At 44.9% G+C, this 24815-nt stretch carries 22 protein-coding genes; 13 read left to right on the top strand and 9 right to left on the bottom strand.

Translation table 11 applies throughout. The annotated features are described in order from the left end of the window. The gene (gene ispE, locus RJ41_RS00390; protein ID WP_039216234.1) at positions 1 to 867 is read right to left on the bottom strand and encodes a 4-(cytidine 5'-diphospho)-2-C-methyl-D-erythritol kinase; all 867 of its coding nucleotides are present in this window, start codon (positions 865 to 867) and stop codon (positions 1 to 3) included. Next, complete coding sequence (lolB, locus tag RJ41_RS00385) at positions 867 to 1493, bottom strand: lipoprotein insertase outer membrane protein LolB (protein ID WP_039216233.1); 627 nt, start codon at positions 1491 to 1493, stop codon at positions 867 to 869. The genes ispE and lolB overlap by 1 nt, the downstream gene beginning before the upstream one ends. Positions 1494 to 1624: 131 nt before the next feature. Here lolB and hemA point away from each other — a divergent pair, with 131 nt between their 5' ends. From hemA to kdsA, 6 genes are all read left to right on the top strand, one after another. After that, a complete protein-coding gene (gene hemA, locus RJ41_RS00380; protein WP_014949017.1) occupies positions 1625 to 2899 on the top strand; it encodes a glutamyl-tRNA reductase in 1275 nt (424 codons plus the stop codon). A gap of 15 nt (positions 2900 to 2914) precedes the next feature. Further along, on the top strand, positions 2915 to 4000 hold the full coding sequence (gene prfA / locus RJ41_RS00375) for a peptide chain release factor 1 (protein ID WP_014997976.1): 1086 nt from the start codon (positions 2915 to 2917) through the stop codon (positions 3998 to 4000). 36 nt (positions 4001 to 4036) lie between these two features. After that, complete coding sequence (gene prmC, locus RJ41_RS00370; protein ID WP_039216232.1) at positions 4037 to 4876, top strand: peptide chain release factor N(5)-glutamine methyltransferase; 840 nt, start codon at positions 4037 to 4039, stop codon at positions 4874 to 4876. A 153-nt stretch (positions 4877 to 5029) separates the two neighbouring features. Next, entirely contained in the window at positions 5030 to 6592 is a 1563-nt protein-coding gene (locus RJ41_RS00365; RefSeq protein ID WP_039216231.1) for a response regulator, read from the top strand. Positions 6593 to 6824: 232 nt separating this feature from the next. Further along, positions 6825 to 7196 carry a SirB2 family protein gene (locus tag RJ41_RS00360; protein ID WP_014949021.1) on the top strand — a complete coding sequence of 124 codons (372 nt, stop codon included), beginning with the start codon at positions 6825 to 6827 and terminating at the stop codon, positions 7194 to 7196. 20 nt (positions 7197 to 7216) lie between these two features. Then, positions 7217 to 8071 carry a 3-deoxy-8-phosphooctulonate synthase gene (kdsA, locus tag RJ41_RS00355; protein ID WP_014949022.1) on the top strand — a complete coding sequence of 285 codons (855 nt, stop codon included), beginning with the start codon at positions 7217 to 7219 and terminating at the stop codon, positions 8069 to 8071. A 62-nt stretch (positions 8072 to 8133) separates the two neighbouring features. Here the strand turns inward: kdsA and RJ41_RS00350 are convergent, their stop codons facing one another. Further along, a complete protein-coding gene (locus tag RJ41_RS00350) occupies positions 8134 to 8412 on the bottom strand; it encodes a hypothetical protein (protein WP_014949023.1) in 279 nt (92 codons plus the stop codon). A 216-nt stretch (positions 8413 to 8628) separates the two neighbouring features. On the opposite strand from RJ41_RS00350, the gene RJ41_RS00345 reads away from it, so the two are divergent. From RJ41_RS00345 to fusA, 5 genes are all read left to right on the top strand, one after another. Further along, positions 8629 to 9531: a transcriptional regulator GcvA gene (locus RJ41_RS00345; RefSeq protein WP_039216230.1), complete on the top strand. Its 903-nt coding sequence runs from the start codon at positions 8629 to 8631 to the stop codon at positions 9529 to 9531. Between the two features lies 1 nt (position 9532). Continuing rightward, positions 9533 to 10225: an alpha/beta family hydrolase gene (locus RJ41_RS00340; RefSeq protein WP_052235370.1), complete on the top strand. Its 693-nt coding sequence runs from the start codon at positions 9533 to 9535 to the stop codon at positions 10223 to 10225. 35 nt (positions 10226 to 10260) lie between these two features. Further along, a complete protein-coding gene (locus tag RJ41_RS00335; protein WP_039216229.1) occupies positions 10261 to 10725 on the top strand; it encodes a DUF423 domain-containing protein in 465 nt (154 codons plus the stop codon). Next, the gene (gene rlmM / locus RJ41_RS00330; RefSeq protein ID WP_039216228.1) at positions 10718 to 11815 is read left to right on the top strand and encodes a 23S rRNA (cytidine(2498)-2'-O)-methyltransferase RlmM; all 1098 of its coding nucleotides are present in this window, start codon (positions 10718 to 10720) and stop codon (positions 11813 to 11815) included. Before RJ41_RS00335 ends, rlmM begins: the two co-directional genes overlap by 8 nt. Positions 11816 to 11998: 183 nt before the next feature. Next, the gene (gene fusA / locus RJ41_RS00325; protein WP_039216227.1) at positions 11999 to 14086 is read left to right on the top strand and encodes an elongation factor G; all 2088 of its coding nucleotides are present in this window, start codon (positions 11999 to 12001) and stop codon (positions 14084 to 14086) included. A gap of 113 nt (positions 14087 to 14199) precedes the next feature. On the opposite strand, the gene cynS is transcribed toward fusA, so the two are convergent. The 6 genes from cynS to RJ41_RS00295 all read right to left on the bottom strand — a co-directional run bounded on the left by cynS (position 14200) and on the right by RJ41_RS00295 (position 22075). Continuing rightward, positions 14200 to 14649 (bottom strand): cyanase, encoded by a 450-nt coding sequence (gene cynS / locus RJ41_RS00320; protein WP_039216226.1) that lies wholly within the window; start codon positions 14647 to 14649, stop codon positions 14200 to 14202. An 18-nt stretch (positions 14650 to 14667) separates the two neighbouring features. Further along, on the bottom strand, positions 14668 to 16455 hold the full coding sequence (locus RJ41_RS00315) for a bifunctional protein-serine/threonine kinase/phosphatase (RefSeq protein WP_039216225.1): 1788 nt from the start codon (positions 16453 to 16455) through the stop codon (positions 14668 to 14670). 127 nt (positions 16456 to 16582) lie between these two features. Next, positions 16583 to 17431 carry a formate/nitrite transporter family protein gene (locus RJ41_RS00310; protein WP_039216224.1) on the bottom strand — a complete coding sequence of 283 codons (849 nt, stop codon included), beginning with the start codon at positions 17429 to 17431 and terminating at the stop codon, positions 16583 to 16585. A 467-nt stretch (positions 17432 to 17898) separates the two neighbouring features. Then, the gene (locus tag RJ41_RS00305) at positions 17899 to 19962 is read right to left on the bottom strand and encodes a transglutaminase TgpA family protein (RefSeq protein ID WP_039216223.1); all 2064 of its coding nucleotides are present in this window, start codon (positions 19960 to 19962) and stop codon (positions 17899 to 17901) included. 1 nt (position 19963) lies between these two features. Then, positions 19964 to 21100 carry a DUF58 domain-containing protein gene (locus RJ41_RS00300; RefSeq protein WP_240485697.1) on the bottom strand — a complete coding sequence of 379 codons (1137 nt, stop codon included), beginning with the start codon at positions 21098 to 21100 and terminating at the stop codon, positions 19964 to 19966. A gap of 27 nt (positions 21101 to 21127) precedes the next feature. Next, positions 21128 to 22075 carry an AAA family ATPase gene (locus RJ41_RS00295; protein WP_039216222.1) on the bottom strand — a complete coding sequence of 316 codons (948 nt, stop codon included), beginning with the start codon at positions 22073 to 22075 and terminating at the stop codon, positions 21128 to 21130. Between the two features lie 245 nt (positions 22076 to 22320). Between RJ41_RS00295 and seqA the strand changes: the two genes are divergently transcribed. Both seqA and pgm read left to right on the top strand, forming a co-directional pair. Continuing rightward, positions 22321 to 23106, top strand: a complete 786-nt coding sequence (seqA, locus tag RJ41_RS00290) for a replication initiation negative regulator SeqA (RefSeq protein ID WP_039216221.1) — start codon at positions 22321 to 22323, stop codon at positions 23104 to 23106. 47 nt (positions 23107 to 23153) lie between these two features. Then, positions 23154 to 24806, top strand: a complete 1653-nt coding sequence (gene pgm / locus RJ41_RS00285; RefSeq protein WP_039216220.1) for a phosphoglucomutase (alpha-D-glucose-1,6-bisphosphate-dependent) — start codon at positions 23154 to 23156, stop codon at positions 24804 to 24806. Positions 24807 to 24815: the final 9 nt, after the last annotated feature.

Genomic DNA, 24815 nt, shown 5'->3' with positions numbered 1-24815 from the left:
CTATCTTTGTTGTTCTAATTTGTCTAATAGTGGTGAGCGATTCACACCTTTTGCGACAAAACTCTGCCAAGCTTCAGGCATTTGAGCCCTAACTTGTTCGGCTAAAGTGTAGTCAGAAAAAGTGGCAAACACGCATGCACCTGTGCCCGTCATTCGCGACGGTGCGTAGTGTACCAACCACTGTAATAATTTTGCAACTTCAGGATAGCGATTCGCGACTAATTGCTGACAATCATTCCAAGTTTTTTCAAATTTATAGTCTTCCCAACGTATCGCTGGTGTATTTCTGGGCAAATCCGGCGAGGTGAACACTTCGGCTGTGCTGACATGAACATTTGGGTTCGCTACTAAAAAATACTGTTCTTGTTGCGGAGCTGGCGTTATCTCTTCTCCAACGCCTCCTGCAAATGCCGTTAGACCTCGCACAAAAATAGGTACGTCAGCGCCTAAAGACAACCCAAGCTCAGCCAGTTCATCTTCACTTAGCCCTGTGTTCCAAAGGTGATTAAGCGCCACTAACGTGGTTGCGGCATTCGAAGAACCCCCGCCAATACCGCCCCCCATAGGAAGGCGCTTGTCTAACGAAATAACGGCACCTTTATTACATTTTGTTTTTGTTGCCAGCAGTCGCGCTGCTTTTACAATTAAATTGTCATCGTCTGGTACCCCATCCAGTGGTGTTTCCATGCGTATGGTTGTGTCGTCTGTGCTTATGTCAAAGGCGAGTGCATCGCCGTAATCCAGCATTTGAAACAGGCTTTGGAGCTGGTGATAGCCGTTGTCGTAGCGGCCAAGAATATGTAAGAAAAGATTTAGTTTAGCGGGGGAAGGCCACCAATCTTTTTGTTTAGAAACAAATGAGTTCACTACAGAGTCCACTGATAAATTTTAATTTTAAGCTGAGTTTGAGGCATATCCGGCGTTTCGTTTTGAGTAAGCGTTATGCTGTGAGGCAGCCATACAGATGTGCCATCACCTAGCTCAACACTACCGTAGTTACCGTAAGCAACTTGCCAATTTCGACATCCTTGGCAATAGCTTTCAAGGGTATCAACCAACCCTAATTCGGTAAGGGTGAATTTATCACCGTCCAGCGGTAGTCCTTTTACCCAAGACAACAGTGATTTCACCGGAATTATCATTCCCGTAATCTGATAAATAAGTGGCTCTGGTAGAGCATCTACATACGTTTCGCCGTCAGCCTCTAATACTGACTGCTGCTGGGTAACATTAAGGTTAACCAGACTTACCCCTAAAAAATTGGTTAATCGAAAATCAAAATCACCGGAATCGTTTTTCCAGACTAAATTAAGGCTGGCCGCTTCCTTACCTTGGCGAAATGCAATTTTTCCGCGCATTTGCCACTGGTGAACTTCAGCAACCTTTTCAAGTTGAGCCGTAAGGTTTACCGCGTTTTCTGGGCCTTTGGGAGCGGTTGTACATGCACTTAATATAAAGCAAAAGGTCAACAGTAGGGTAGTTAAGCGAATCATTAAGGCGTGTTACCTGTATAAAAATAAAACATATTTAGCTGTGACATTATGGGAACACAGTTTCACCAACACTTTCAATCATTTTGGGTTTTTCGTACAATGCCGCTCCGACGTTGCCAGCACAGATTTTAATGACTTTACTCGCCCTCGGTATTAACCACAAAACAGCACCAGTAGCACTTCGTGAAAAAGTGGCCTTTACACCAGATTCTCTGGTGGAAGCGCTTGCGAGTTTAAAAAAGCTGGAAGGGGTAGATGAGTCTGTCATTGTATCGACCTGTAACCGCACTGAGTTATACGTTAATACTCAAGACGACACCGGCCAAAAGCTTTTACAATGGTTAAGTGACTTCCATCATTTAGATGTAGAAGAGATTGCCAATAACAGCTATGTGCTTGCTCAGGATGAAGCGGTTAAGCACATTATGCGCGTAGCCAGCGGGCTTGATTCACTGATTTTAGGTGAGCCTCAAATCTTGGGTCAGGTGAAGCAGGCGTTTGGTGATGCAAAACACTCGGGTATGGTGAGCAGCGAATTTGATAAGCTGTTTCAACATACGTTTTCGGTGGCAAAACGAGTTCGCAGTGAAACAGATATAGGTGCAAACGCGGTAAGCGTGGCTTATGCAGCCGTGCAGCTGGCAAAACATATATTCGCTGAACTACCAAAACGTTCAGTGCTATTAGTGGGAGCTGGCGAAACCATTGAACTTGTGGCTCAGCATTTGAAAGAGCAGGGCGTGAGCTGTTTGGCTGTGGCGAATAGAACCGTAGCGCGAGCAGAAGCCTTAGCCGAAACACTAGATGCGAGTGTGTTTACCTTATCGCAAGTGCCAGAGCACTTAAAAGACTTTGATATCGTGATAAGCTCTACCGCTAGCCAACTGCCCTTAATTGGCAAGGGCATGGTGGAGAAAGCCCTTAAGCAGCGCAAAAACATGCCGATGTTTTTGGTTGACCTTGCAGTACCACGAGATATTGAGTCAGAGGTTAACGAGCTAGGCGATGCCTATCTTTATACTGTTGATGACTTGCAGCATATTGTTCAGAAGAATTTAGAAAACCGCGAGCAAGCAGCAAAAGAAGCGGAAAAGCTTATCGACAAACAAGCTGGCGACTACATGACGTGGAAGCAGTCGCAGCAATCGATAGATTTAGTAAGACAGTATCGCCAAAAAGGCATGGCACAGCGTGACGATATTGTGGAAAAAGCCAAAGCGCAATTAGCAGAAGGTAAAAATGCCGAAACGGTATTAGAAGAAATGGCGTATAAATTAACCAATACGCTATTGCACCCAACTACCTTAGCGTTACGCGAGGCTGCCATGCACGATGACCCGGCGTTAAGCCGATGGATGGGACAGGCATTAGATTTATCTGACTTTTCGTCAGACGATAATAAATAAGGTAATAAGAAGCATATGAAAGAGTCGGTAGTTAGGAAACTCGAACACTTAGTCGAGCGTTTCGAAGAAGTTCAGGCGTTGTTAGGCGACCCTGGAGTTATCGGCGATCAGGATAAGTTTCGCAACTTGTCAAAAGAGTTCAGTCAGCTAGAAGATGTAGTGGCAGGCTTTAATGCTTATCAGCAAGCACAAGAAAACTTGGCTTCAGCGCAGGAAATGTTGAACGAAGATGACGCCGAAATGCGCGAAATGGCACAGGAAGAGATGAAAGAAGCCAAGGCGGAAATTGAACGCCTTGAAACTGAACTTCAGGTGCTACTTCTGCCAAAAGATCCTAACGATGATAACAACTGTTTCTTGGAAATTCGCGCTGGTGCGGGTGGTGACGAAGCGGCAATATTCGCAGGTGACTTGTTCCGCATGTACAGCCGTTATGCCGAAAGTCGTGGCTGGCGTGTAGAGTTGGTTAACGCCAATGAAGGTGAGCACGGCGGTTATAAAGAAGTCATTGCTAATGTTAGCGGCGATGGCGTGTACGGTGTATTGAAATTCGAGTCGGGCGGTCACCGCGTACAGCGTGTACCAGAAACCGAATCACAAGGCCGTATCCATACCTCGGCATGTACCGTGGCGGTGTTACCAGAAATTCCAGAGTCGCAGGCAATTGAAATTAATCCTGCAGAGCTTCGCATCGATACCTTCCGTGCATCAGGTGCGGGTGGTCAGCACGTTAACAAAACCGACTCTGCAATTCGTATTACCCACTTGCCAACAGGCTTGGTAGTGGAATGTCAGGACGAGCGTTCACAGCACAAAAACCGTGCGAAAGCGATGTCGGTACTTCAAGCGCGCTTAAATCAGATTGAAGAAGAAAAGCGTGCAGCAGAAGAGGCTTCTACCCGTAAGAGCCTAGTCGGTAGCGGTGACCGCTCTGAGCGAATTCGTACTTATAACTTCCCGCAGGGACGTGTAACCGACCACCGTATCAACCTGACTATTTATCGTTTAGACGAAGTGGTGGAAGGTGACCTTAAGCAGCTTATCGACCCAATTTTGCAAGAGCATCAGGCCGATCTGCTGGCCTCTCTTTCTGACGAATAACGCTGTCTTGTTACACAAACTGTTTATAGAAAAACAATGCGCATAAACAACGCCTTAACATGGGCCGCTGAGCAACTAGAGGGTGGGGAGTCACCCTCTATTGATGCCAAAGTCATGTTGGCGAACATTCTAGGTAAGTCACAAACTTATCTATTCACGTGGCCTGATAAAACCTTGGATGCCGCCCAGAAAGCGCAATTTGAAGCGGATGTGGCCAAGCGTAAACGGGGTGAGCCCGTGGCGTATATTATCGGCAAGCGTGATTTCTGGACCCTGTCACTGTTTACCTCGCCAGATACGTTAATTCCACGACCAGATACAGAAGTATTGGTTGAGCAAGTGCTTAATTGGGCAAATCAACAATCCTCTGCATCCTTATCAATCTGTGATTTGGGAACAGGTACGGGCGCCATTGCGCTGGCATTAGCGAGCGAACTGCCAGAAGCATCCGTTACTGGCGTAGACTATCAAGTGGGGGCGGTGAAGCTTGCTACCCGCAATGCCCAAGCTAATAGCATAGCCAATGCGCATTTTGTTCAAAGTGATTGGTTTAGTGCGCTGGCATGCCAAACCTTCGACATTATTGTTTCAAACCCACCTTATATAGAAGAATCCAGTCCATACCTTAATGAGGGTGATGTGCGTTTTGAGCCTAAAACAGCATTAACCTCGGGCAGTGATGGTCTAGACGACATCAAACACATCATTAATAGCGCGCCGCAATATCTCAATAAAGGTGCCTTACTTGTATTCGAACACGGCTTTGACCAAGGGGCTGCGGTTAACGCTCTGCTTGCAGATGCGGGATTTGTAGACGTCAAAACTGTTAAAGACTACGGCGACAATGACCGTGTAACGCTAGGACAGTGGCAGTAGTTTTTAACCTCCAAAGAAGTTATCTTTCCTGTAGTTATCAAAATTTAATTGCAAACTTGCTAATATTTTGTTTTACATTAGTATCTATTAAGCGGTTGTAAGACCTCAAAAAGCACTAAGTTAAACAATCTCTTACACTACAGGACGTACCAGATGAATGATGACTTTCTTTTCGCAGAAGACGACGATGAAAATGAAGTAGACGATCTGGGGAGTTGGAAAGTACTTATCGTTGATGACGAACCCGAAGTACATACGGTTACCAAACTGGCGCTAAGTGACTTTAGCTTAAACGGCAAAACACTAGAATTTGTCAGTGCCTACAGTGGTGAAGAAGCCAAGGCAATTTTCAAAACCCATGACGACATCGCAGTTGTGTTACTCGACGTTGTTATGGAAACTGACGACGCCGGTCTTAAAGTGGCGGAGTATGTTCGTAACGAACTAGATAATCATTTTACGCGTATTATCTTGCGTACCGGACAACCTGGCCAAGCGCCAGAAAAAGATGTCATCATAAATTACGACATCAACGACTACAAGTCGAAAACCGAACTGACCGCGCAAAAACTTTTTACTGTTATCATTGCAGCGCTCCGCTCATATCGAGATATTATCGTTATCGAAGAAAATAGGCGCGGCCTTGAAAAAATTATAGATGCGTCTGTGGATTTATTTTCCTCCCGTTCCCTCGAAAAGTTCATGCAGGGTATTATTCAACAGCTTGCATCTATTTTGGGCTGTTCAAAGGATGCTGCCTACATTACCACTGCGGTGGCAACCACATCGCGTACTATCAACACCAGCAACAACAAACTGGGTGACGACGAACTATATGTTTTTGCTGGCAACGGTGAGTACGCCAGTAAGGAAGGGGTGCCTTTAAAAGACGCGATTAGCGCACAAGAATATGCCCTGTGCGCAAGAGCCATGCGCGATAAGCAAATTGTTTATGCAGAAGATCACGTTGTGGCTTATTGCAACAGTAAAAGTCACAATGGTGCACTCTTGTACTTGTCAGGATTACCGAGACGAATAGGGGAAAGTGATCGTCATCTGGTAAAACGCTTTTCAGACAGTGTTCAGCTTGCTTTTGACAATGTACTTAAAACCGTTGATGTTGAAGCGACGCAGAAAGAAATAATTGAGCGTTTAGGTCGAGCGTTAGAGCATGAGTCAAATGCATCAAATAATCTCACAAGAATGGTTGAAATGGCGCAACTGTTGGCAGAAAAGGTTGGGCTGAACGAGCAAGACATCCACGCATTACGCCTTGCCGTGCCGCTTCATGATATTGGGACGTCTATAGTGCCTAAATCTATTTTGCACAAAACGACGCCGTTAACCGAAGAGGAAGTATTTAAAATACGTCAGCATGCTGAATTTGGTTACCAGATTTTGCGAGATTCAAGCCGGCCCACTATCCAACTTGCAGCAATGTTAGCAAAGCAACATCACGAACGCTGGGATGGAAAGGGATATCCAGACGGGCTTAAAGGCGAAGAAATTGATGTAAAAAGCCGTATTGCCACGTTAGTTGATGTGTTTGATGCACTGTTAAACGCAAGGCCGTATAAGCCAGCGTGGACAATTGATAAGGTTGAAGCCGTATTGAAAGAGGAAAGTGGCAAGCACTTCGACCCTGATTTAGTTCAGTGTATGCTAAATGACCTTCCGGCCTTTATGGCAATTCAAGCTCAATTCCCTGACGCATAATGATTTATTTCTCCGTTATTTACGTACTGTAATACGTTACAATAACAGCCTCTAAACAGGCACCATAATTAAAACGAAGGCAGGTGCTACATGCACCTGTTTTTTTGAGTCTGCTACTCGTATTCTGAGTCTGTTGAATTTTGCATTGCTGTAAAACTAAATCGGCTCAATTAACACCTGTGTTAAAGTAACCAGAAGCAGCCTTACTATCTAATAAGAACAGGAACACATTATGTACATGATGGCTAAACACCTTCACATGACCGCCGTTGGCTTGAGCATATTATTTTTTGTCTTTCGCTTTATATGGAGTCAATTCGACGCTACAGCACTTAGCAAAAAATGGGTTAAAATTCTCCCTCATATCATTGATACCGTGCTATTAGCCAGCGCAATTTGGCTATGCATTATTTTGTCTCAATATCCTTTAGTTAATGCATGGCTCACATTTAAAGTTGTGGGCGTGGTGCTGTACATAGTGTTTGGATTGTTTGCATTGAAAAAAGCCAAAACAGCGTTAGGCAAATGGAGCTTTTTCGTAGCAGCGCTTGTTGTGCTTATGGCAACGGCTATGGTTGCTGTAACCAAACAACCTCTTTTTTAAGATTTAATTGGAAATAGATAATGTCTGAATCTCAACAGATTATTAATGTAGGTAACGTCGACGTTGCCAACCACTTGCCGTTTGTTCTGTTCGGTGGAATGAACGTACTTGAGTCTCGCGATCTCGCTATGCGTATCGCAGAACACTATGTTGAAGTAACGCAAAAGCTCAATATTCCGTACGTTTTTAAAGCCTCGTTTGATAAAGCGAACCGTTCATCTGTGACTTCTTACCGTGGGCCTGGCATGGAAGAAGGGTTGCGTATTTTTGAAGAAATTAAGTCGACCTTTAACGTTCCACTTATCACTGATGTGCACGAGCCTCACCAAGCGGCTCCCGTTGCCGAAGTAGTGGATGTTATTCAACTGCCCGCTTTCTTGGCGCGCCAAACCGACCTTGTGGTTGCAATGGCAAAGACTGGTAGCGTTATCAATGTGAAAAAGCCTCAATTTTTAGCACCACATGAAATGCGTCACATTATTGGGAAACTAGGCGAAGCGGGTAACGATAAGGTTATTCTTTGTGAGCGTGGTAGCTGCTTTGGTTATAATAATCTAGTTGTGGATATGCTTGGCATGGACGCAATGAAAGAATATGCGCCAGTAATATTTGATGCGACTCATGCGCTTCAAATGCCGGGTGGCCGTGCGACGTCTGCAGATGGTCGTCGAGCGCAAGCTGCACAGTTGGCCAGAAGTGGTATGGCATTAGGTTTGGCAGGGCTATTTATAGAAGCGCATCCTAATCCTGATGAAGCACTATGTGATGGGCCTTGCGCACTGCCGTTGGCAAAATTAGAGCCTTACTTGCAGCAGATGAAAGCACTAGATGAATTGGTGAAAGGTTTTGACGCGTTAGATACAAGTAATACCTAAGCTAGTATTTGATGGCGTATGCCGGTGCAAGCACCGGCATGCGTATCAGGTGTGTGAGTTGCTTATTCCGCTTCAGAAACGTTTACGCGCTCTTCACCTTTTGTCATTGCTAATAAGTTCTTGTGAAGCTGAACTTGCGTCTCTTCAGCTAAAATCGCTTTAGACTGCTTTTTCACAACAATGTGCGCATCGTTTTCTGGCAGTACTTCGGCCATTTTTACGCTGGTCATTGCCGTGTTGATTAACGATTGTAGATTGATCTTTTCTGGTTGTGCGTTAGCATTTGCAGCAGCGCTTACAAAAGCCATTACAGAAACACTAGCTAAAAGTAATTTTTTCATTTTCACACCTAATAAAAATAATTAAATAATTGTTGATGAATGTTAAAGTGTTTAACAAATGTTCATCATAAAATGCTGAAATTAAATGCTCTTTTTTAATTTCGGGTAAATTGTAGTCAGTTGGTGGTGAAAAATAAAACGAGTAAAAGTATGGGTTGTCATTAGAAAAACTAATGAATTTGTCATGCTTCGGTCACACTGGATTAAAAACGATATATGCATCGACGTTTACCCCCTCTCAACGCCTTGAAATCGTTTGAAGCGGCTGCTCGCCATTTGAGCTTTACTAAGGCTGCCGATGAGCTGTTTGTTACGCAAGCTGCCGTTAGCCACCAGATAAAAGCGCTTGAAGATTTCTTATCGATGAAGCTATTCCTTCGAAGAAATAGAACCCTGCTTCTAACCGAAGAAGGTCAAGCTTATTTTCTTGAGTTAAAGGATATCTTCAAAAATTTACAGGACGCGACAGAGAGACTACTTGCAAAGGGAAGCAAAGGCGCGATTACGGTGGCCATGCCACCCAGCTTTGCGAGCCAGTGGTTAGTGCCCCGTATTCATAAATTTAGTTTGGCGCATCCAGACATCGACGTACGCATAAAAGCAGTGGATTTCGACGAAGGCTTTTTAGAAGACGATGTAGACGTTGCAATATATTACGGAAAAGGTCGTTGGGCTGGTCTTCAGGCCGACCAGCTACATCGAGAGTTTCTAACTCCGCTTTGCTCTCCAATGCTTTTTCAAGGTCCCAAACCTTTATCCAGCCTGTCTGACTTACGGCACCACGTGTTGCTTCACGACTTAAGCCGTACTGCATGGAAAAATTGGTTGAAGCATGTAGGTGTGGTTGGCGTAAACGTTAACCAAGGCCCGGTTTTCAGTCACTCCATGCTAGTTTTGCAAGCCGCTGCACTCGGTCAAGGCATTGCGTTGGGTAACACGGTACTTGCAAGGCCGGAAATTGAAGCGGGAAGGTTAGTTATGCCGTTTGAAGAACGCGTAGAGAGTCGCGATGCGTTTTATTTGGTGTGTGAAGAATCACAGGCTGAGTTAGGTAAAATAGCTGCATTTAGAGACTGGATCTTAGCGCAGGTCGAAGCTGAACAAGAGGACTTGCTGTAATATGACTACATCGAACAGCATTACTGAACAACCTGGTTTTGACATTGAATTGCATGCAGCTGATAAGCCTATAGCGTGTTTGATACTAGGCCACGGAGCCGGTGCGGGAAAAGAACATGAGTTTATGCAATACATGGCGAAAGCCCTTGTCACTAAAGGCATATCAACCGTGCTTTTTAACTTTCCCTATATGCAAACCATAAAAGCTACCGGTAAGCGTAGGCCTCCCGATAAAGCCGATAAACTTATGTCACATTTTACTACGGTGATTGAAACCTGCAGCAAAGATAACAAAGCCTTGCATAACTTGCCTGTGTTCATTGGTGGAAAGTCGATGGGCGGGCGTATGGCTACCATGGTGTATGAAGCGGTGAGCAATGTAAAAGGCGCGATAGCGCTAGGTTATCCGTTCCACCCTCCTGGTAAGCCAGAAAAAACACGCACCGAACATCTGCAAACGGCGTCTAAACCTTTGCTTATTATTCAGGGTGAACGAGATACCTTTGGTACGAAGAGCGAAGTGGAGAGTTACAAAAAGAACGGCGTGTTATCTTCCATGATTGAGTGCGCATATTTAGACGACGGCGATCACAGTTTTAAGCCTCGAAAAGCAAGCGGAAAAACGCAGGAAGAACATATTGCTAAAGCTGCCACGCTTACCGCTTCTTTTATTGAAGTCCATTTAAATAATTAAAGATTAAATAGAAATCAGAGCGAACGACTAATTTAATGAAAACTGAAAAACTTAGGTTTGCCACCGTTGCTAAACCTTATCTTATTGTAGGGGCATTGCTCGCGGGCCTTTCTGTGGTACTAGGTGCGTTTGGCGCACATGGCTTAAAAAGCGTGTTAACTGCACAGCAGCTCAACACGTTTGAAATTGGCGTGCGTTATCAAATGTATCACGCATTAGCCTTACTGCTTTTACCTGCATTGTCAGGGGTTGTCTCATCGACGTGGGCTAATCGGGTAGCGTTTTGTTTCGTTACCGGTACGGTGTTGTTTAGTGGAAGTTTATACGCGCTAGGAATAAGCGGCATAAAATGGTTTGGCCCGATAACCCCTCTGGGAGGCATGTTCTTTATTATCGGCTGGGTGTTGTTAGTGATTGGACTGATAAAAGGTCATGATTTAAACAAGCAACAAGAAGAGCAGAGCACAACTCACCACACGCCGGGGGCAGGTAATGTCTAACATCAGTATTTTGGGTTATTGCCGACCTGGTTATGAAAACGATACAGCTAACGAACTTACATCTCGATACGGTGAAGCCCGGTGTTATGGCTACCCAGTGTCGAAGAAGAACAGTGGCTTTGTACTTTATCATTTATATGATGGCTCGCAGTTAGCGCAAACCATTACTCAGTTTGCTGTTCACGACAGTATCTTTCCTCGTCAACTGGTGGCTGTTTTTGCCACGCTAAACGATATAGAAAAAGAAGACAGAGTAGGGCAAGTGCTCGAGGCCCTAAAAGAGGTAGAAAAGCCGTTTTCAATTTTTGGTGCCATAGACGTCGAGTACCCAGATACAGAAGAAGGTAAAACCCTCGCAAAGTTCTGCCGAAAGTTTACGGTTCCTCTTCGCCAAGCGTTAAGAAAAGCGGGGTGGCTTACGTCTAAGGAAAATCTGGGTAAACCCAAACTGCATATTTTCTTTGAGTCATTTGAAATTTGTCATATTGGTTATACATTACCCAGTTATGCCAGTAGCGATCACTTGGGCATTTGCCGATTAAAGTTCCCAAGTGATGCGCCCAGTCGCTCGACGCTTAAACTTGAAGATGCCTTAGTAAATATGCTGAGCGATAAACAGCAAGCTAAAGTACTTCGAAGCGGTGGACGTGCCGTGGATCTCGGTGCATGCCCGGGCGGTTGGACATACCAGCTGGTGAAGCGCGGAATGTATGTGGAAGCTATCGACAATGGACTTGTAGCCGATAGTTTAATGAGTACGGGGTTAGTTGAACATCACGCGGCAGACGGGTTTACATATAGACCACAATTTGGTCGTGTAGATTTACTTGTATGTGATATGATAGAGCAACCCGACAGGGTAGCAAAGTTGATGGGTGACTGGCTGGTTAAACACTGGGCAACGCACGCGATTTTCAACTTGAAGCTACCTATGAAACAACGTTATGAAACTGTGATTGAAGCCATGACGTTGCTAAAAAGCCGTTTAAATGCGTTAGAAGATGCATTTGCGGTAAAGGTGAGGCATCTCTACCACGACAGAGATGAAGTTACAGTAACAATTGTTCGCACTTCAAAAGATGAGGTGTGATTTTGTTATTTTTCAAAAAAGTGTCATGAGCTGTTAAGTTGTTGATACTTATAGAAAAGAATTGATGGTGGTGCGGATTTTAGCAAACGAATTTGAGGTTTATGCTAAAAAAGGTGTAAATCTGGTACAAAAATCCTTTATAATCCGGCCGTTTTTTTACTCTGAACCAATGAAAGTGAACTAATGTCAGACTTATCTTTATACAGAAACATTGGTATTTTCGCCCACGTAGACGCGGGTAAAACTACCACAACAGAACGTATCTTGAAGCTTACTGGTAAAATCCATAAAACTGGTGAGGTTCACGATGGTGAATCAACTACTGACTTCATGGAGCAGGAAGCTGAGCGTGGTATTACTATCCAGTCAGCGGCTACTACCTGTTTCTGGAAAGATCATCGCATGAACATCATCGATACTCCGGGACACGTTGACTTTACAGTTGAAGTATATCGTTCACTTAAAGTACTAGACGGCGGTATCGGTGTATTCTGTGGTTCTGGCGGTGTTGAGCCTCAGTCAGAAACTAACTGGCGTTATGCTAACGAATCAGAAGTTGCACGTGTAATCTTCGTAAACAAACTAGATCGCATGGGTGCAGATTTCTACCGTGTTGTTGGCCAAGTTAAGAAAGTACTTGCTGCTAACCCACTAGTAATGACGCTTCCAATCGGTATCGAAGACGACTTCAAAGGTGTTGTTAACCTTCTAGACATGAAAGCGTACATCTGGGACGATTCAGGTCTTCCTGAAAACTACGAAATCGTAGACATCCCTGCTGACATGGTTGAGAAAGCGAACGAATACCGTGAGCAACTAATCGAAACTGCTGTTGAGCAAGACGACGACCTAATGATGGCTTACATGGACGGTGAAGAGCCGTCTCTAGAAGACATCAAGCGTTGTATTCGTAAAGGTACTCGTGACCTAGCGTTCTTCCCAACATACTGTGGTTCTGCATTTAAGAACAAAGGTATTCAGCTAGTTCTTGACGCAGTTGTAGACTTCCTACCTTCTCCAACAGAAGTTGACCCACAAGAACTAACTGACGAAGAAACGGGTGAGCCTACTGGTGAAGTTGCAACAGTATCTGTTGACGAGCCGTTCCGTGCGCTTGCGTTCAAAATCATGGACGACCGTTTCGGTGCCCTAACGTTTATCCGTATTTACTCTGGTAAACTTAACAAAGGCGACACCATTCTTAACAGCGCAACTGGTAAGACTGAGCGTATCGGCCGTATGGTTGAGATGCACGCTGACGAACGTACTGAACTTACTTCAGCACAAGCGGGTGATATCCTAGCTGTTGTTGGTATGAAGAACGTTCAAACAGGTCACACGCTATGTGATCCTAAGCACCCTTGTACACTAGAGCCAATGATCTTCCCTGAGCCAGTAATCTCGATTGCTGTTAAGCCAAAAGACAAAGGCGCTAACGAAAAGATGTCTATCGCTATCGGTAAACTAGTAGCAGAAGATCCATCTTTCCAAGTTGAAACTGACGAAGATTCAGGCGAAACCATCCTTAAAGGTATGGGTGAGCTTCACCTAGACATCAAAGTAGACATCTTGAAGCGTACTTACGGCGTTGAGCTAGAAGTTGGTCAACCTCAGGTTGCTTACCGTGAAACTATCACGCAAGCGGTTGAAGACAGCTACACGCACAAGAAGCAGTCTGGTGGTTCTGGTCAGTTCGGTAAGATTGATTACCGCATCCGTCCGGGCGAAACTAACTCTGGCTTCAAGTTCACATCTACTGTTGTGGGCGGTAACGTACCTAAAGAATTCTTCCCTGCAATCGAAAAAGGTTTCGCAGGTATGATGGAAGTAGGTCCTCTAGCGGGTTACCCAGTACTAGACGTTGAAGTTGAACTATTCGACGGTGGTTTCCACGCAGTTGACTCATCAGCAATCGCGTTCGAAATTGCAGCGAAAGGTGCATTCCGTCAGTCAATGCCAAAAGCAGGTCCTCAGATTCTTGAGCCTGTGATGAAAGTTGACGTGTTCAGCCCAGAAGACAACGTAGGTGACGTAATCGGTGACCTTAACCGTCGTCGTGGTATGATCAAAGACCAAGAAGCAGGCGCTACTGGCGTTCGCATCAAGGCTGACGTACCTCTATCTGAGATGTTTGGTTACATCGGTCACCTACGTACTATCACATCTGGTCGTGGTCAGTTCTCTATGGAATTCAGCCACTACTCAGCATGTCCTCAGAACGTAGCTGACAAAGTAATTGAAGAAGCGAAAGCACGTAAAGCAGCTAAGTAATTAGCCTTTGCGAACGTAAGCTGACCTTGGGTTAGCTTACGCTTCAAGAAATACTAAAAAGCCGGTCGCATGACCGGCTTTTTTTATGTCGGGTGTCCCGTCCTGAAATACGTTTAGTACATCTTGTATGGCAGAAACTTCCCTGACATCACTACGCTGACACGGTCGCCTTTAGGATCGTTTTCGCGCTGTAAATCCATAGAAAAATCAATGGCACTCATGATGCCGTCGCCAAACTCTTCATGAATTAATTCCTTTAAGGTAGTGCCATACACATTCACCAATTCATACCAGCGGTAAATAAGCGGGTCGGTAGGGACTTCTGTTGGTAACGAGCCTTTGTAAGGCACAATTTGAAGCCAGGCAATCGCTTCGTCGGTAAGCTCAAGTAATTCGCCCACGGCTTCAGCTTGCTGCTTTGTCATGGCCATCTGGCCTAAACACGCTGCTGTACTCCATTCTTTTGACTGACCAACAACTTCGGCAATCTGACTCCACTTTATGCCTTTTAAAATTTTGGCTGACTGGATCATGTCGGTAACTTGGGTTCTCGATGTAATCATTTGCATTTCCTTAAAGGGTTAGTTAAACAAAATGAGCGTAACTAGATTGCTGAAAATAAGTGCCAGTATTAGCACCTTGTACACAAAAAGAGGGTGTCGTTTTACTAACGGCTCGTACGCCGTGTGTTGAGTTGGATTTGGATAGCGAAGCGAATAGAGGAATTCGGATAGTGTTGAGTAGCGTTTATCAGGGTTAACATGTAAAGCGCGTTTCAGGGCACTATCAACCCAGGTTGGTATTGGGCGTTTTGGATCTAACGCCGTTTCATATTTTAGTTTTTTCTGTTCGGCAAAAGTGCGGCAGTGAGCGAGTTTTGAATGGTAAGGGTAACGACCGCACAAAAGGAAGTAGGTGAGTATGGCTAAAGAGAACAGATCTGAGCGCTCTGTGCCTACATTCCCTAAAAAGTATTCAGGTGCGGCAAAAAGGGCCGCGCCGGGAATTGGCGCACTACTATAAAGGCTAGGCGCATCGGCTAAGGCCGCCGAACCAAGATCAATAATAGTACAGTGCCCCTGTTCACTAATCATTATATTCTCGGGGCGTATATCTCTGTGAAGAATGCCCTGACGGTGCATTGCTTGTAAGCCTTTCCCAACCTGCTCAATAATATCCCTAATTTGCTCCAATGATGGTGTGGGGTTATCAAATGACCATTGTGCCAATGTTTGCCCTTTTACATAATCACTAATGCTGTAAAACGCTGTAGGTCTGTGTTTGAGCCCTAAATTTAAATGCGTAGGGCTTTTAACAACATGCGTTGAGTTAAGTCGCCTTGCAAACCAACTTTCTATCAAAAAAACGTTGAGCATTTCTGGTGACTGGCTAAAGTCGGTTGAGGGGGTTTTAACCACCACAGGGTGTTGTTCATGCGTACCTTTGTGAGCTTGAAGCGAGGCAATAAAAACATGACTACGGGCAGAGCTATAGAGCTGACGCTCTAGTGTGATGCCGTCAATTTTATCGCCGGTCTCTAGTTCTTTGAAAGCAGGCTTACAAAGATGAACGTGGGGTTCACTATCATTACTCCCACTTTCATTACCGATTTGATACTTAATAAGCAGTAAAGTGAGGTTGTCATCACTTCCCTGGTTAAACGCCTCATGCACCAGCAATGCAGATTGGTTTTCAGAGAGTATTTCTGCGCCATTGATTTTGTTAAGTATGCCAGGCAGCGAAACAAACTCATGAACACCATCAGTACTAATCGCAATAGTACTTGAAGCGCTTAAGGTGTGTGATGTGTGGTCAATATCGATATTCGCTTTTACGCCTAATGCGTTGGAAAGATACGTTTGCGAAGGTTCACTATCAGATACGTGACGATGGGGATGTGTAAGTAAAACTGGGCTTGTTGCGTTGTCAGAAACAAGCTGGACTTGGCAATCTCCCACGTGAAACACGTCTAGGCGATTACCCGTTAAAATAGCGACTGAAAGCGTGCAGACATACCCTTTCTCTGGGGTGTAGCAAAAAGCGCTTCTCTGCGTTCGGGTATAAAGCCGTGCATTCAATTCTTTAATAATGGCTTCGGCCCGCGTTTTTATCGACCACTGCTCAGGCGCTATATTAAAAAGCTTAACAAATTCACTGGTAGCAAAATCACTAGCAACCTGACTTACAGTACTACTACTGACACCGTCAGCGATAACAAAAACATGACTTGGGCTTAGTTCGTTGGAAGAAATATGGTAAGCGTAGGCATCTTGGTTTATTTCTTTAACGCCGCGCGTAGAAAAAGCACTTACATATATCTTGTTAGGTAGCCGATTAACTGGCGTTTTTTGAGCAGCGTGCTGATTCATATTTAGTTGCTTCTACCTACATATACGACATCGACTCAAATATTTTTATTCATGCAAGGGCAGGACAGTGCCATCACAACGTACCTTTGCAGATCGCATCATGATGGCGCTGAAGAAGAAGCCTTGGTTAAATAGGAAGCGTTTGTGAGGCCGCTGCTTTATCGACAGGGATAGTGCGTTTAGGTAGCGTCTTCACGTGAGTGGTATAAAGGGTAAGCCCAGTAAATGCTAAACCGCCTACTAGATTCCCTAATGCTGTTGGAATTTCATTCCAGATGAAATAATCCATAACAGAGAAGTCACCGCCCATAATCAGACCAAATGGAAAAAGGAACATGTTTACTACTGAGTGTTCAAAGCCCATGAAGAAGAACAGCATAATGGGCATCCACATAGCCAGCACTTTGCCGCTCACGTGAGTTGAGATCATTGCGCCCACTACGCCCAATGACACCATCCAGTTACACAGCATGCCGCGAATAAATATGGTAATCCAACCGGCAGCACCGTGTTCTGCATAGCCTAATGTGCGCGCTTCACCAATGCTGGCGACCTTCGTAGCAATCGCGCCGCCGTCGACGTTATAGCCCATAGTAAAGATAAACGACATCATGAAGGCTACGGTTAATGCGCCGCCAAAGTTTCCTAAGAAGACTAGGCCCCAGTTGCGTAAAATCTGTTTAGGTGTAACGCCAGGACGCTGGGCAAGCCACGCCAGCGGTGTAAGCACAAATACACCGGTTAATAGGTCGAAGCCCATAAGATAGAGCATACAAAAGCCCACAGGGAATAGCACCGCGCCGAGCAAGAACACACCGGTCTGTACAGCGATGGTTATTGCGAAAACGGCAGCTAACGCCAAGATTGCACCCGCCATGTAAGCGCGGATTAGAGTATCTCGTGTAGACATATAAATCTTTGCTTCGCCTGCGTCTACCATTTTGGTTGCAAACTCAGCGGGGAGAAGATAAGCCATGGTTTCACCTCACGTTGTCGTTATTAATAAGTTGCTAGTTTTATATCGGGAGTTAGCTATTTACATGTGTTCTGCTAGATCAAAAAAAGGCGTCCGCAGCGCTCTCGTTAGAAAGAACTGGGGACGCCTTTGTCCGAAACTTATGTATTGTTAATAGCTAACAGATTTACCTCTGATAACGTGTGCGTCTTCGCACACTGTCCGCAAGTACCGTGTATTTAACCCGTGCCCCGAACTTTAACTATCAGCCGATATAAAGCCAGAACAGTGCCAATGGCTAAAAAACGTAAATAAATATATTAAATATTTTGATAAAACAGTGCCTTAGGAAGTTTCTTTGAGTGGGCTGAAAAGTTAAATTCGAGTGCTACCTCATTTGTTTGCACTATAACGGGGGGAGAATGAATGTTTAAGGTGCAACTAAAAATGCCCGTTCAGTCGCAGTGTATTTCGTTTTTAAATGCTTTTCATTTTAGCGCTTGTTTAAGCGTTTTGAGCTGGCACTTCATCACCCCTGTGTTACCGAGAGTCTGCTGCTGACCGTAAGTTTCATGTTCAAATTGCTTACATAATTGTTCAAATGCCTTGGCGGCATGAGGGGGTAACAAGGAGCTAACTTCTTGAAAATAAGTGGATAATGCTTTATTTTCTCTTTTTATTCCTGTTTGGGTTTCAACGTGCGTAACCGCCTTCAGCAAAATGCGATGAGAAGGGGAAAAGCGCGCTTTTTCTTTTTTAGGTAAGAAATACATTGCTAATATGAGCCCAATAAGCCCGATAGCAGACAAGAATACAATGCGCATCTTCTGTGGCGTTAACGTACCTAGCAGCTCTTCAAGCATGTTGGTTTGCGCCGCATTGTCAAAACCCAATACCCATTTGCTCCAAGAATAGTCAAGTTGTTGTAACCAACCTTGCAAGGTAGCAAATAAAGCAGAATTACCAATTTCGCGTAAAATGGTGGTTTGACGAGATTCCCCTAGCTCTTCTAATGCTCGTTCAAGTCCAAAGGTTAATCGGGACGGGGCCACCATACTTGTAGGGTCGAAACGTACCCACACGCCGTCAAGAAACGCCTCTACCCATGCGTGGGCATCGTACTGTCTTACTTGAAGTACGTTCTCACTTAGCTCACTTCCGCCTTGATATCCGGTTACCATTCTTGCCGGCACGCCTGCAGCGCGAAGCACGTATACCATAGCACCGGCATAATGCGCGCAAAACCCAGCCCGTTGCTCGAATAAGAAGCTATCAATAGGGTCTACAGGCATAGCGTTAGGAGACAAGGTATAACGAAACCCACCTTGACGGAATTCACGCATAACTGCTTGTACTCGCTCGTCTGGGTTAGCATATTGCTTCGCTAGTGACTGTCCCCACGCCCTCGCTTCAGCGTTACCGTTTGTTGAAACTTGTAGATTGAGTTGCGTTTCAAAGTTCCCTATTCCATTATTGATTTGTGCGTTTGGAACATAGCTCAAATAAAACGCTTTTTTGCTTGAGATAGGGGTATTTGCACGTAAGGTATAATCAAACAGGCTTCTCACAAAAATGCTGTTTTCGCGGTTGTTTGGGAAAGAGGGGGCTAAAGCAAATAGCCATGTTTGCTGAGTGGGCTCAACAATCAATTCGTAATTCGTTACTGCGGGCGTGCCTTTTTCCGCTAATTCCGACAAAGGCGCTGCCTTACCCATGAAGGCCAACTGTTGTTCAGCCTGCGTGCGCTTCTCGCTTATAGACCAGGTTTTTCCGTCGAAATGTTCAAGGGTCATGGCCCGCCAGTATCTATTCTGTGCTTCAGGGACTTCATCGGTGCTTTTAAATGTAGCGCTAAAGGCCAAATCAGAAGAACTGGCAAGCGAAGCAATGTCACCTGGTGTTACTGTATCGGAAAGCCCCGTTTCTGTTGATTTCGATGTAGGCATTTGCCATAGCGGTGGGAGTTGGGGTAACAATAAAAATAACAGCAGGGCAATAGGAACAGCTTGACCAATAAGTATGGCAACGAACTTGACGCTGTTTGCAATGGGTATTTTCGCTCCATGGTAAAGCGCCGTGGCGATTAAAAGTAGCGTTAATATTCCGGTATAGCCAACCCATGCAAATACGCTAAGCGAGGAAATAAAGCCACAGCCAATCAAAAACAAACACGTGCATATAAGCAGATGAAAATCTCGTTTCTTTTCCACTAGCATAATTTTAAGTGCGCAGGCTACCGTCAACAAATTGATCATGCTATCAAGTAGGCCGATGGATAAGCCGAACCAAGACAAGGCAAACACCGCAAGTACGGCAAGCAAGTTAACCGTGCGTAATGTGGGTAAGTTATCCAGAGTGCTAAGGCCTGCAATTCTGACAATAACGGCACATCCACCTAACATCAGTACCCATATCATTAATGGCGCGGTCAACGTAAAGAGAATAAGCGAAAATGCAGCGCATAGTATCAGCACTGCCACAGAGTTTGGTTGGCCTAAAACGCTTCTGAAAATAGTAAATTGTGAAGCGCGACTAAGTAAGACACTGTTCATGTTAATAGGCCCCAGTCTTCTTCTGTACTGACGATATTGATACTGGCTTGCTAGAGGGGGCAGATGCGAGCGTGGGGGAGTCGTTAAAACAAGCCAGAGCACTAAGACATTCACCCATGTGCTTGGCGCCCTGAGCAGGCGCAATATTCAACCCCTTGTATTGTATTCCAAACACCCGGTTTGTTGTTGTCCAAGATATTGTGGCCTGGGTTAGCGCTGAAACCGCGGTTTCCACGTCCTCGCTTGAAGGTACTGAAAGCACGAAGCTGTCGCTCTGCAACGACGTGAAAGATTTCGAGACCCAGTTTCCATTTTTAGCCACATGCTTCCAGGAAACGCGATTAAGTGGCTGTCCAATTTCGTAATCGTTTAACGCGTAAAAATCTTCATTACTGGTTGGGTCTATTATTTCACTTACACTGTCAGGTTCGTCTGCGTTGGGAAGTTTATCGATAGTAATCGGTCCTTCCTGAGGCTTGGCATAGACAACCACTTGCTGGTCGAAGTCTAGGTGTGTCCAGCATTTGTAAAGCCCTAGCGGAAAATCACAGGCAATGGTCATTCTGCCTAAGATAAATTGACCTCTTCGAGATATTTGAAGGGGGACGTTGAGTGTTTGGATTTGTTCTCTTTTTGAATTGCCGATTAATGAAAAGTTATAGCTTTGCTGTGGTGCACTAGCGTGACGCCCATTGCTTAAATACTCAAGTTGAGTATCTGTGTGGCGTACAACAGTTAGCCATTTTATGAATAGGGTCCCGTTGCAGCATTTACTCTGTGCGTTCACATGGGGAATAACCTGAAGTTGAATTTCACCATTTTGGTTACAGTGAAACGAAGTAGGGGGGAGGGCTTTAAGCGCTAAGCGCGCAAAGTTTTGATGCGTATAAAAAAGTGTTAGCAGCATAATGCTTAAACACAAATAGCTTAGCAGCAACATCAAGTTGTTTTGATAGTTAGTACCAAGTAAGAATAAGCACAGCGACAAAATGATGAAAGACCAGCCAAACCCACTTGGTAATATAAAAATACTGTTTAAATTAAGATGGTGCTCTTGCGACGCCGGTACACGTTTATCTAACCATGTGGATAGTCTACGCTGAAAGTATTTCGTAAATAACGTTGGCACTTTACGCACGTTTAGCACTCCAGGAGCCCGTTAATATTAAGCCGCCAGAGGGTCAATGCTATCGAGTAATTTTTGACTTAGTTTTTCCCCATCAAAAGCGTGATTAGACTGTCCATGAGCCATTTGATGGGTAGACAATGTTAGCCTGTGAGCGGTAATCGCTATGAAGACGGCCTGCACGTCTTCAGGCGTAACATAATCTTTGCCAGAAACGTATGCCCATGCTTTTGCGCCCTGAAGTAATGCGCGACTGGCGCGTGGGGAAAGCGGGTTAGGAAACTCATTGCTCTGTCTGCTTTCACTCACTAATCGCAATATATAATGAAGAATGGCGTCGCTAGTGTGGATGGCAGCCACCTCATTTTGCATTTTGTTTAGACTAGCAGCATCTAAAATCTGGGTAAGAGGCGCTGACGCATCCTGTTGCATGAGCATCGCCTTTTCTGCTTCCCACGCCGGATACCCTAATGAAATACGCATGAAGAAACGATCTAACTGCGATTCTGGTAACGGGTAAGTGCCCGATTGATAGCTAGGGTTTTGCGTTGCAATGACGAAAAACGGCGTGGGCAGCGCATGAGTAACACCGTCAATACTTACCTGACGTTCCTCCATCGCTTCTAACAGAGCGCTCTGTGTTTTAGGGCTTGCTCGATTTAACTCGTCAGCTAATACGACTTGGCTAAAAATCGGGCCGTGCCTAAACGTAAAACGCTTTTCTTCGTCGCGCTCGTGAGTATGGAAAATGTTAATGCCTAACATGTCGGAAGGAAGCAGGTCTGACGTAAATTGAATACGCGCATATTGAAGACCAAAAACTTGTGAAAGCGCATGAGAAAGGGTGGTTTTACCCATTCCTGGTAAATCTTCTATCAATAAGTGACCGTTTGCCAGCAAACAGGTAATGGCAAGTTTCAGCTGGTGCTCCTTACCAATGATCTTTTTGCTTAGGGCTTGCTGAACTTGATTAATATCTTGGCGCATAGGTGTGTCACTTTTCTTTAAAAATACTCTGTCACACTCGTCGTTTAAATAACGAATGCCGCTTTCATAATAGTAGCAACGATAGCGTAAAGCTTTCTATTCTTATACCTTTTAAAATTTATACCTTGGTATGGAAAAGGTTAGTTCACTACTTAATATTCACTAATCCTTAAAACATCTGTTATTAAGTGCTGCGTAGTTTAACTGTGTTGTCTATAATGGTGCCTCTTAAAAAGGAAGTAGTTATGAAAAGCATTGAAATAGATGACGATTTATATGCCTTCATCGCCAGCCAGACTAAGCATATTGGTGAGAGTGCATCACAAATTTTAAGACGTTTACTTTTACCTGAAGACGGTGCTGTGTCACAAGGTACTGGGCCTATTGCTAGCTCATCAACGCCTGCAAAAACAAGCGAATCAAAAAGTACAGACGTTGTAGAAACCGCAGATAACGCAAGTGAGTCAACACCCGAAGTTGTAACTCAAGAGGCGACCAAAGTACAAACCAAAGCGCCTACTAAAGCGACAGCCAGTTCAGCGGTTAAAGCAGCGCCAAAGGCTGCAGCGAAGAAAGCTCCAGCTAAAGCAACGGCAGCAAAAGCGCCTGCGAGCTCAAGGGCAGCGAAAAAGGTTTCGGAAGTTTCGTCAGTAACGCCAGCAACAGAAGCTCACTCGAAAAGAGACATTCTTGAAGCGGTATCAAAAGATGCATTAAGCACCTTTACTAAACGTGTTGATCAATTCTTGTTTGTTTTAAGTGCAGCGCACAAGCTTAATGCAGAAAACTTCGCCAGTGTTGAAAGCATAAAAGGTAAGAACCGTACGTACTTTGCGACAAGCAAAGCAGCATTACTTGAGAACGGCAGCAGTACTAACCCGAAAGCAATCCCTGATAGCCCGTTCTGGGTGGTAACAAACAACAACACTGCCAAGAAAACGAACATGCTGGAACAAGTTTTGCGTAACCTAGGTTATCAGCCTGACGTAATTGAAACCGTTGTCGCGCGTTTCTCTTCAGAAGGTAAATAGCAAGCCAAGTAACAGAATAACGAAATTTCTAAATAAGGATTTTTTTCATGGCACTACATCCGCAGGCTGGAGAGCATGCAGCAAAAGAGCAACTCATTAACGTCCCCCAGTTAGTGAGCCAGTATTACAGCTACAAACCGGATATGAATGACCCGGGCCAAGCGGTTTCTTTCGGTACGTCTGGTCACCGAGGTACTGCGTCGAACGCCACCTTTACTGACACTCACATCAGTGCAATTTGCCAAGCTTTGGTAGAATACCGCAAGCAGGAAGGTATCGACGGCCCGTTATATGTTGGTAAAGATACCCACGCGTTATCTGAACCGGCCATGATGACTGCCATAGAAGTTTTATGTGCCAACGGCGTCGATGTTGTGGTGCAACGTTCAGATAATGAAAGCATGGGCTATACGCCAACGCCTGTTATTTCCCGCACTATTATTCGTTACAATCGCGCTGGCAACACCGACAAGGCAGATGGTATCGTCATTACGCCTTCTCATAACCCTCCTTCAGACGGTGGATTTAAGTACAATCCGCCGCACGGTGGCCCTGCCGACAGTGACGTAACCAAACAAATTCAAGAACGTGCAAATGAATTAATTGCTGACGGCAACAAAGATGTTCAGCGTATTGATATTCGCCAGGCCACCGAGCGCAAATTGGTTCGTGAAGAAGACTTCATGGAACCTTACATTGAAGACCTTGCAAACGTTATCGACATGGAAGCGATTGCAAAAGCTAACTTGAAGTTAGGTACTGACCCTTTAGGTGGTGCCGGCGTTGGATATTGGTCGCGCATTTCTGAAAAATACGGTTTAGACATCACAGTAGTTAATGACGCAGTTGACCCACAGTTTGGCTTTATGCGCCGCGACAAAGACGGGAAGCTTCGCATGGATTGTTCGTCTGCCTATGCAATGGCAGGGCTTATCGAGCTTAAAGATAACTTTGACTTAGCGTGGGGCAATGATCCTGACTTCGATCGTCACGGTATTGTGTGCAAAAGTGCAGGCCTAATGAACCCAAACCATTATTTGGCCGTGGCGATAAACTATCTATATACCCACCGTCCAGAATGGCCTAGCGATTTAAATATCGGTAAAACACTCGTATCTAGTAGCATGATTGACCGCGTAGCGAATAGCCTCGGTAAGCCGCTTGCTGAAATGCCGGTAGGCTTTAAATGGTTTGTTGACGGTTTATCAAACAGCACAATTGGCTTTGCGGGAGAAGAAAGCGCGGGTGGTATCTTTCTAGAGTGCAACGGCAGCACCTGGGCGACAGATAAAGATGGCTTTATTCTTTGTTTGCTGGCAGCTGAAATCCTAGCCATCACAGGCAAAGATCCTGGTGAGCACTACAAAGCGCTAACGGAAAAATTTGCAGCGCCGGTATACAGCCGTGTTGACGTAGCAGCAACCCTTGAACAAAAGCAAAAGCTTTCGGCGATGGATGCATCTGTCGTCACTAGCGATACGTTGGCGGGCGAGCCTATTACAGCCGTTCAAACTCATGCGCCAGGTAATAACGCGGCAATTGGTGGCGTTAAAGTATCGACAGAAAATGGCTGGTTCGCAGCGCGTCCTTCTGGCACAGAACAAATTTATAAAATCTATGCGGAAAGCTTTAACGGTGAAAGCCACTTACAGGATCTAATTGCTGAAGCCGAAGCCTTAGTCGGAAAAATAATTAAATAAGTGCAAAAA

This window comes from Alteromonas marina, from assembly GCF_000808575.1.
Taxonomy (GTDB): Bacteria; Pseudomonadota; Gammaproteobacteria; order Enterobacterales; family Alteromonadaceae; genus Alteromonas; species Alteromonas marina_A.
This window is presented reverse-complemented; position numbering and strand designations above follow the sequence as displayed.

What these genes read in the sequence shown, in the direction of transcription:
- lolB (WP_039216233.1), bottom strand. Translation starts at nt 1,493, where the DNA reads ATGATTCGCTTAACTACCCTACTGTTGACCTTTTGCTTTATATTAAGT.
- hemA (WP_014949017.1), top strand. Translation starts at nt 1,625, where the DNA reads ATGACTTTACTCGCCCTCGGTATTAACCACAAAACAGCACCAGTAGCA.
- prfA (WP_014997976.1), top strand. Translation starts at nt 2,915, where the DNA reads ATGAAAGAGTCGGTAGTTAGGAAACTCGAACACTTAGTCGAGCGTTTC.
- prmC (WP_039216232.1), top strand. Translation starts at nt 4,037, where the DNA reads ATGCGCATAAACAACGCCTTAACATGGGCCGCTGAGCAACTAGAGGGT.
- RJ41_RS00365 (WP_039216231.1), top strand. Translation starts at nt 5,030, where the DNA reads ATGAATGATGACTTTCTTTTCGCAGAAGACGACGATGAAAATGAAGTA.
- RJ41_RS00360 (WP_014949021.1), top strand. Translation starts at nt 6,825, where the DNA reads ATGTACATGATGGCTAAACACCTTCACATGACCGCCGTTGGCTTGAGC.
- kdsA (WP_014949022.1), top strand. Translation starts at nt 7,217, where the DNA reads ATGTCTGAATCTCAACAGATTATTAATGTAGGTAACGTCGACGTTGCC.
- RJ41_RS00350 (WP_014949023.1), bottom strand. Translation starts at nt 8,412, where the DNA reads ATGAAAAAATTACTTTTAGCTAGTGTTTCTGTAATGGCTTTTGTAAGC.
- RJ41_RS00345 (WP_039216230.1), top strand. Translation starts at nt 8,629, where the DNA reads ATGCATCGACGTTTACCCCCTCTCAACGCCTTGAAATCGTTTGAAGCG.
- RJ41_RS00340 (WP_052235370.1), top strand. Translation starts at nt 9,533, where the DNA reads ATGACTACATCGAACAGCATTACTGAACAACCTGGTTTTGACATTGAA.
- RJ41_RS00335 (WP_039216229.1), top strand. Translation starts at nt 10,261, where the DNA reads ATGAAAACTGAAAAACTTAGGTTTGCCACCGTTGCTAAACCTTATCTT.
- rlmM (WP_039216228.1), top strand. Translation starts at nt 10,718, where the DNA reads ATGTCTAACATCAGTATTTTGGGTTATTGCCGACCTGGTTATGAAAAC.
- fusA (WP_039216227.1), top strand. Translation starts at nt 11,999, where the DNA reads ATGTCAGACTTATCTTTATACAGAAACATTGGTATTTTCGCCCACGTA.
- cynS (WP_039216226.1), bottom strand. Translation starts at nt 14,649, where the DNA reads ATGATTACATCGAGAACCCAAGTTACCGACATGATCCAGTCAGCCAAA.
- RJ41_RS00315 (WP_039216225.1), bottom strand. Translation starts at nt 16,455, where the DNA reads ATGAATCAGCACGCTGCTCAAAAAACGCCAGTTAATCGGCTACCTAAC.
- RJ41_RS00310 (WP_039216224.1), bottom strand. Translation starts at nt 17,431, where the DNA reads ATGGCTTATCTTCTCCCCGCTGAGTTTGCAACCAAAATGGTAGACGCA.
- RJ41_RS00305 (WP_039216223.1), bottom strand. Translation starts at nt 19,962, where the DNA reads ATGAACAGTGTCTTACTTAGTCGCGCTTCACAATTTACTATTTTCAGA.
- RJ41_RS00295 (WP_039216222.1), bottom strand. Translation starts at nt 22,075, where the DNA reads ATGCGCCAAGATATTAATCAAGTTCAGCAAGCCCTAAGCAAAAAGATC.
- seqA (WP_039216221.1), top strand. Translation starts at nt 22,321, where the DNA reads ATGAAAAGCATTGAAATAGATGACGATTTATATGCCTTCATCGCCAGC.
- pgm (WP_039216220.1), top strand. Translation starts at nt 23,154, where the DNA reads ATGGCACTACATCCGCAGGCTGGAGAGCATGCAGCAAAAGAGCAACTC.